Source organism: Lacticaseibacillus camelliae DSM 22697 = JCM 13995, assembly GCF_001311195.1.
In the GTDB taxonomy this organism is placed as follows: domain Bacteria; phylum Bacillota; class Bacilli; order Lactobacillales; family Lactobacillaceae; genus Lacticaseibacillus; species Lacticaseibacillus camelliae.
The window spans coordinates 24,458-31,790 of record NZ_BBAJ01000023.1; the positions used below are offsets into that span (position 1 = coordinate 24,458).

5 protein-coding genes and 1 pseudogene are annotated in these 7,333 nt (G+C 56.2%); 4 read left to right on the forward strand and 2 right to left on the reverse strand.

Translation table 11 applies throughout. The features are described from left to right. Positions 1 to 47 precede the first annotated feature (47 nt). The 3 genes and pseudogenes from dnaB to JCM13995_RS06015 all read left to right on the forward strand — a co-directional run bounded on the left by dnaB (position 48) and on the right by JCM13995_RS06015 (position 4,303). Entirely contained in the window at positions 48 to 1,484 is a 1,437-nt protein-coding gene (gene dnaB, locus JCM13995_RS06005; RefSeq protein ID WP_054663540.1) for a replicative DNA helicase, read from the forward strand. 198 nt (positions 1,485 to 1,682) lie between these two features. Further along, positions 1,683 to 2,837 (forward strand): hypothetical protein, encoded by a 1,155-nt coding sequence (locus JCM13995_RS06010; protein WP_054663543.1) that lies wholly within the window; start codon positions 1,683 to 1,685, stop codon positions 2,835 to 2,837. Positions 2,838 to 3,014: 177 nt separating this feature from the next. Next, positions 3,015 to 4,303, forward strand: a pseudogene (locus JCM13995_RS06015) (adenylosuccinate synthase). 82 nt (positions 4,304 to 4,385) lie between these two features. Here the strand turns inward: JCM13995_RS06015 and JCM13995_RS06020 are convergent. After that, positions 4,386 to 4,823 carry a hypothetical protein gene (locus tag JCM13995_RS06020; protein ID WP_054663546.1) on the reverse strand — a complete coding sequence of 146 codons (438 nt, stop codon included), beginning with the start codon at positions 4,821 to 4,823 and terminating at the stop codon, positions 4,386 to 4,388. Between the two features lie 852 nt (positions 4,824 to 5,675). Beyond that, a complete protein-coding gene (locus JCM13995_RS06025) occupies positions 5,676 to 6,734 on the reverse strand; it encodes a D-alanine--D-alanine ligase family protein (protein WP_054663549.1) in 1,059 nt (352 codons plus the stop codon). Positions 6,735 to 6,909: 175 nt separating this feature from the next. Here JCM13995_RS06025 and JCM13995_RS06030 point away from each other — a divergent pair. Then, on the forward strand, positions 6,910 to 7,333 hold a 424-nt coding region (locus JCM13995_RS06030), incomplete at its 3' end, for a Rossmann-fold NAD(P)-binding domain-containing protein (protein ID WP_500778514.1).

Below are 7,333 nucleotides of genomic sequence, written 5' to 3' on the forward strand. Positions count from 1 at the left end.
TAAACTATATAAGATAACTTAGGATGAAAGAAAAGGAGCCTTCGAGCATGGATAACCCGATCCGGCGCATGCCGCCGCAAGATACTGAAGCTGAAGCAGCTGTTCTCGGCGGGATTTTTCTGTCGCCGAGCGTCTTGGCGTCGGCTGAAGAGTACATCGTGCCAGAAGACTTTTACAAGCGCGCCAACCAGCTGGTGTTCAGTGCCATGTCGGCCTTGTCGCTGGATGACGAGGCCATTGATCTGGTCACCGTCAAGAATTACCTGGACGCGCGCAACCAGCTGGACGATGTGGGCGGGATTCCTTACCTGACTGAGCTGGCTGATGCGGTGCCAACTTCTTCGCATGAGGTTTTCTACGCCAAAATTGTCGCGGAAAAAGCACAGCTGCGGCGGTTGATCGATGCGGCTGAGAAAATTATTCAGCAGAGCTACGACGAGCCAAAAGATGTGCCAACTTTGATGGAAGACGCCGAGACCGCCATCATGAAGGTCAACGACGGCAACCAGCAAGGGGGCTTTCGCCCGATCAAAGACGTGCTGAATAATGCCATGGATGAGATCGACAAGCTGGCGCAAGGCGATCAGACCATCACCGGGTTGCCCACTGGGTTCAAGGCGCTGGACGAGATCACGACTGGCCTCCACGACGATGAGCTGATCATTATCGCAGCGCGCCCGGCCGTCGGGAAAACGGCATTCGCGCTGAACATCGCCCAGAATGTCGGTACTAAGACGCCGAAAACGGTGGCCATGTTTTCCCTCGAAATGGGGGCGGAGTCGCTGGTCAACCGGATGTTGTGCGCGGAAGGCAACATCAATTCTCAGCACCTGCGGACAGGACAGCTGTCGCCTGACGAGTGGCACAGTCTGGTTGTCGCGATGGGCAGCCTGAGCGAAGCCTCGCTGTACATTGATGACACCCCGGGGATGCGCGTGGCGCAGATTCGCTCCGAGTGCCTCAAGCTTCAGAAGGAAAAGGAAAACGAGGTCATCAAGCACAAGGACGGCACCGAGGAGAAGGGGCAGCACCCGCTGGGCCTGGTCGTGATCGATTACCTGCAGCTGATCGAAGGGACCGGTGAAAACCGCCAACAGGAAGTTTCCGCGATTTCCCGGCAGCTGAAAAAGCTCGCCAAGGAGTTGCACTGCCCGGTCATCGCGCTGTCGCAGCTGTCGCGTGGCGTTGAACAGCGTCAGGACAAGCGGCCGGTGCTGTCAGATATTCGTGAATCCGGGTCGATCGAGCAGGATGCCGACATCGTCGCGTTCTTGTACCGTGAGGATTACTACCGCGACGGTGAAGGCGGCGACGATGATGATTCGGATAACAGTGACAATGGCCAGGGTGACGACGGCGAACCAGACGTTGGCCCGATTGAAGTCATCATCGAAAAGAACCGTTCCGGCGCGCGCGGCACGGTGAAGCTGCTATTCGTGAAGTCGTACAACAAGTTCAGTTCGCTGGCACCGATGACAGAATAAAGGGCTGCGAAGATTCCGGGCGTTGCCTCGCTGAGCAGGACTAGGAACCACGCTCAGTCGCGCTCAGCACTGGCAACGCGGGAGTGGCTAGCTACGCTCAGCGCCTCGAAGCCAAAGTGCGGCTTCAATGCACTGAGCTAGGCTACCCATCCCGCTAAATTCGCCAGTGCTTCGCAGCCTCAGAAAGGAGGTCTCCCCATGGATGCAATTCTAATGAGTCTCATGACTGCCCTGAACGAGCAGCTGCTGATCAATGTTTATCAGCGAGACACCGATGATTTTTACACCGGCTATGTCCAGTCCCTCGGCAAACAGCGGGTGCTGCTGGCGACTTACAACGATGCGGGTATCGCCGACGGGGCCGTGTTGATTGCATTCACGGCAATCGATCAGGTCGAGTTCGCTGGGGATGACCTGGTGGACATGTCGTTTCGGATGCGTGTCGCGGCGGAGAAGCATTTTCTTACAATGGCCCAGCCGAGTCCCGAGCTGCATTTTGATCCGCGTAAAAGTCTGATCCACCAGCTGGCAACGCAGGCCAAAAGTACCGGTGACGTGATCCTGGTGATCTTGGCCGATGACGACGCCTACCTGGAAGGCCAGGTGACTGCCGTTGCCGAGGGGCGCATGACCCTGTCCGTGTTTAACAAGTTCAACTACACGGATGTGCGTTACATGCAGGTCGATTTTGCCGACGTGTTGGTTATTGAGTTTCAGGGCCTTGAGCTGCACCTGGAAAGTGCCTTGGTCCAAAAGCGCAATGATCTGCACCATGTGGTGACGAAGATCGTGCAAAATGACGGCCAGCTCAAGGACGTGTTCACCACTGCACAGGGTGATGGCACTTTGCTGGCAGCCATGCCGAAGGGCGGGGATGACCAGTTTTACGTCGGCACGGTCAAGGCCATCAATGATCACGTGGTCGTGCTGCGGCTCAAGGACATGGCGGGCCAATTTGGCGGGTACGTGGCGCTGCGGCTCACCAGCCTGCAAAGTGTCACACTGGCGTCGGACTACCTGCAAACTGTTCAGGCATACAGCGACTGGATGACGGCTAATCACCTAGAGAAACAGCCGGTACTCAACGCGGACCGCGAGTTTGACAGTTCCTCGGACATTTTTCAGAGCCTGATCCAGGAGGCCGCGGCCTTCGAGCGGGTGGTGCGCGTGCGGACTAAGGACGACGACGACCACCTGATGGGCGTGCCTGACGCGGTGGGGCCGGCCAGCTTTGAGATGCAGGTGCCAAGTGCTGACGAGCCGGCGCTGGTGACGTTTGACGACGTGCAGGAGATCGCGTTCGGCCACATCTACGCATACCTGCAAGAGGCACGCCTGCATCACGAACAGTAATTCGGTTATTTTTGAATATTGAAAAATCCGGACATAAAATGTTCGGATTTTTTTGTGTTCTGTTTAAACTTTAAAAATTAACATTCGGATTTAGGCTTGAAAGCTGCTCGGGTTGTTGTTATCATACTGGATGGCAATGAGTGGCATTTACCAATTGAAACGAAGGAGCGAGAAGTCATGGGAACAGTCGTAGTTGTTGGCACGCAGTGGGGCGACGAAGGCAAGGGGAAAATCACCGATTTTCTCAGCCAAGGCGCGAAGATCATCAGCCGGTATCAAGGTGGGGACAACGCCGGCCACACGATTCACCAGGGCGGACAGGTGTACAAGCTGCGGCTGATCCCCAGCGGCATTCTGCATTCGCACCAGCTGTCCGTGATCGGCAACGGAGTCGTCGTCAACCCGAAGAGCCTGGTCGAGGAGCTTGCTCACCTGCGCCAGCAAGGCGTCGCCGGTGATAACCTGCGCATTTCCGACCGCGCACAGGTCATCCTGCCGTACCACCTCGCGCTGGACAAGCTGCAGGAAGCGGCCAAGGGTGCGGATAAGATCGGCACCACCAACCGCGGCATCGGCCCGGCATACATGGACAAGGCTGCGCGCGTCGGCATTCGCATCGCGGATTTGCTTGACCGCGAGACCTTTGAGGAAAAACTGCGTGCTAACCTCAAGGAAAAGAACCTGCTGTTCACCAAGATTTACGACGCCGAGCCAATGAGCTTCGACGATATTTTCGAGGAATATTACGGCTACGGCCAGCAAATCAAACAGTATGTGACCGACACGTCAGTCGTGCTGAACGATGCCATCGACAACGGTGAAAACGTGCTGTTTGAAGGTGCTCAGGGCACGATGCTCGACGTCGATCAGGTACTTACCCATTCGTGACCTCCTCGAACCCGGCCGGCGGCGTCACCACCGGCTCCGGCGTCGGTGCGTCCAAGATCGATCGCGTGGTTGGGGTCGCGAAGGCTTACACATCACGTGTCGGCGACGGCCCGTTTCCCAGTGAACTGTTTGACGACGACGGCAGCTTCATCCGCGAGGCCGGCCACGAGTACGGCACCGTCACCGGCCGGCCGCGGCGCATCGGCTGGTTCGACGCCGTGGTGGTCAACCACGCGCGCCGCGTTGCCGGGGTCACGGACCTCGCGCTGAACTCGATCGATGTCCTCACTGGCCTCAAGACGGTCAAGATCTGCACGGCCTACGATCTGAACGGCGAGGCCATCACCCGCTACCCGGCTTCATTGAAGGAGCTGGCGGCCTGCAAGCCGATTTACGAGGAGCTGCCTGGCTGGACGGAGGACATTACCGGCGCCAAGACGCTGGCTGACCTGCCCGAAAACGCCCGCAATTACGTGAAGCGCATCGTTGAGCTGACCAACGTCGACCTGCTGACGTTCTCAGTGGGCCCGGACCGCGAGCAAACCAATGTGCTGGCGGACATTTGGCAGAAATTCTAACTTAGCGACATCGCAAAAAGGTCCCCCTCACATGACGCGTGAGGGGGACCTTTTTGGGTCACTGGTTTGTGAAAAGACTTGGTTACTTGGCGGAAGAGCTGCTGTCGCTGTCCTTCAGTTGCTTCCAAGTGTTGTTGACCTCGTCGGTGTGCTTTTGTTCCTTTTCGTGGATCTTCTTGGCATGCGCGTTAGCCTTAACCGTCAGCTTCTTGGAAACTGACTTTTTGGCCTTGCTGTCTTCGTACTTCACCGTGACTTTGTTGTCCTGGTAGGCTTTGTTCACCATAAAGTCAGTGCTGAACTTGCCGTTTTTCGGCTGGCTGGTCGCCTTTTGGCCATTGATATACAGGACGCCATCGCCTTTGACCGTGCCCTTAGCCGTGGCGTTACCGGAATCATCCGAGCTGACGGTGGTCTTGGTCAGGCCGAGGCTCAAGTCATTGCTCTTGCAGCCGCTGAGGCCAACAACCAACAGGACCCCGGTCAACAGTGCCAACAATAAACGCATACTCTTCTTCATTTTTCCCTCTCCTTTGTGAAAAAAGTCCGAGGAAAAGTATAGACCACTTGAGCGACGATTACGTCGATAATGAAAGCAGGATAAGAGAGTATGAGAGAGATGGACTAAATTCTAATCAAAAAGGGCGTTTGAGCGACTTATTTTATCTGATTAGACAAAAAAAGGCCACGATTCTCATCGTGGTCTCAGTGATCCGGTGCGTCAGCCTTCTGAACGCTCTCGCGCCGACCGAGTACCCGGATCGTGGTTTGGCACCGGAAGTAGTATCTCAAGTTTTGGCGGTTGTGTCAAATGGTACTCACTTTTAGGGCTGTTAAGGCAGACTACGTAATTTTACAATAGGCAACTAGCTCCGAGAGGGGGTGTAAAGATGGACAAGATCCTCGAGCTATTCATTATGCCGCTCCTGGTCGACATAGTCGGAGGACTCATCGATCGCTGGCTGGACGATGACGAATGAATAGAAGCTAGCTGCCATCCAGCCCACGCGCTATGGCCGCATACGTCGTAGTGAAAAAAATGCCGCTTCCTTGCGCAAAAGGGGGCGGCATTCGTGTTAAAGATGGAAAAAGATCCTCGATGACCATAGTTTATCATGGCTGCTGAGTTCTGACAACAAGGCAGTGGATATGACGTAAGATGGCTTCACAGACTTTAGTTGCGCTCAGCGAGGCGACGCCCGAGTGGTTAGCTACGCAAGAGGCCTCACCGGCAAAAAAAACGCCGGTAACGCCTCTTGCTAGGCTACCCATCGGGCTTAGTACGCCTCACTTCGCAGCCTTTTAGTTGCGCTCCGCCGAGCAACGCGGGAGTGGCTAGCCTAGCCCGCTAAATGCGCCCGGCTCCACAGCCTTAGTTATTCATCCCGTCTTCGTAGATCTTCAGCTTGCCCTTGACGATGCTTTCGACCAAGTCAGGGTAGGCCACGCCTTCTGCCTCTGCCTCTTGCGGCAGGAGGGACAGCGGGGTCATACCCGGCAGGTTGTTGGCCTCAATGACCCAAACGCCAAAGTCGTTGGCGAAAAAGTCGACCCGGCCGTAGTTTTGCATGCCCAGGACCTTCATGGTTTGAATCGCCACGCGCTTCATTTCGTCGTGGACCGCGGGGTCCAGGTCGTGCGGCGGGGTGATGAAGTCGGTGTGCCCAGGCTGGAACTTGTGCTCGAAGTCGTACCAGCCATCGTGCACCTTGATCTCAATGGCCGGGAACGCGTGACCATTGACGACGCCAAGCGAGAACTCGCGACCCTCGATGAAGTCCTCAACGATGGCTGAGTTATCGAACCGGAACACGTCGACGAGGCCGCTTTCCAGCTCCTCATCGTTGTGCACGATGTGGGTGCCGACCGACGAGCCGCCTGAAGTTGGCTTCAGGACGACCGGATAGGCAAAGGGCAGCTTGTGGCCTGTTGGCCCCTGGTCGCGGGTGATCTCGACGAACGCCGCGGTCTTGATGCTGTGGTACAGCATGATTTCCTTGGAGTAGACCTTGTTCATGGTGATGCCGGACGCGGTCGAGCCGCTGCCGGTGTACTTGATGTTGTTCAGGTCGAGTACGGCCTGGACCTTGCCGTTTTCACCGTCGCCGCCGTGAAGGCCGAGGAAGACGATGTCGGCTGCTTTGCAGATGTCGAGGACGTTGGGGCCAAACAGCGCAGTGTCGTCGCCGGGACGGAGCGCATTGATGTCTTCATCAGTCAAGATCGCATCCGAGATGTTCAGGTCCTTGGATGTGTTGGCGTCTTCGAACACAGATGAAGCCGGCTTGCCTTTCAGGTCGTAGCCGAGGAACAGGTCGATGAACGTGGCCTCGTGACCCTTGTCACGCAGCGCGTTGGTCAGTCGGTAGCCGCTGGAGATCGAAACGTTCCGTTCGGTGCTCCGGCCGCCGGCTAATACGACAATTTTCATAGGTATAAAACCTCCCGATAGTTTTAGAACCTTAAGTGTAGCACAGCCAATTTAGATATTAATAGGGAAGTAACCGCTTTCACACAATTTTAAGCTTTGCGAGGCCAGCAAAAATAGCCAAATCCGGGTCTTACCCTGTATACTGAGAAAAATTACCAAAAGGAGCGATGACCTCGTGAAAATCATTGTGTATGGTGCCAAACTGGATGAACTCGCCTACTTTGAAGCCTGGCAGAAAACGCATGCCCAGACGCTGACCATTCATCCGGAGCCGCTCGACGAAACCACGGTCGGCTGGGCCCAGGGCTTTGACGGTGTGAATTGTCTGCAAACAACGCCGTATTCGGCAGCCGTTTTCGCGCAACTGGCGGCCTTTGGCATCCACTTTTTGACAATTCGCAACGTGGGCTTGGACAACCTTGACCTGGCCGCAGCGAAGCAGGCTGGGATCCGGATTGCCAACGTGCCAGCGTATTCGCCGAGTGCTATCGCGGAGTTTTCTGTCACCATGACGCTGTACCTGTTGCGGCGCCTAGGCGAAACACGTGGGCCGCTGGCCGCCGGCAATTGGGGCCAGGCGGCGAGTTTTCTGGGGGCGG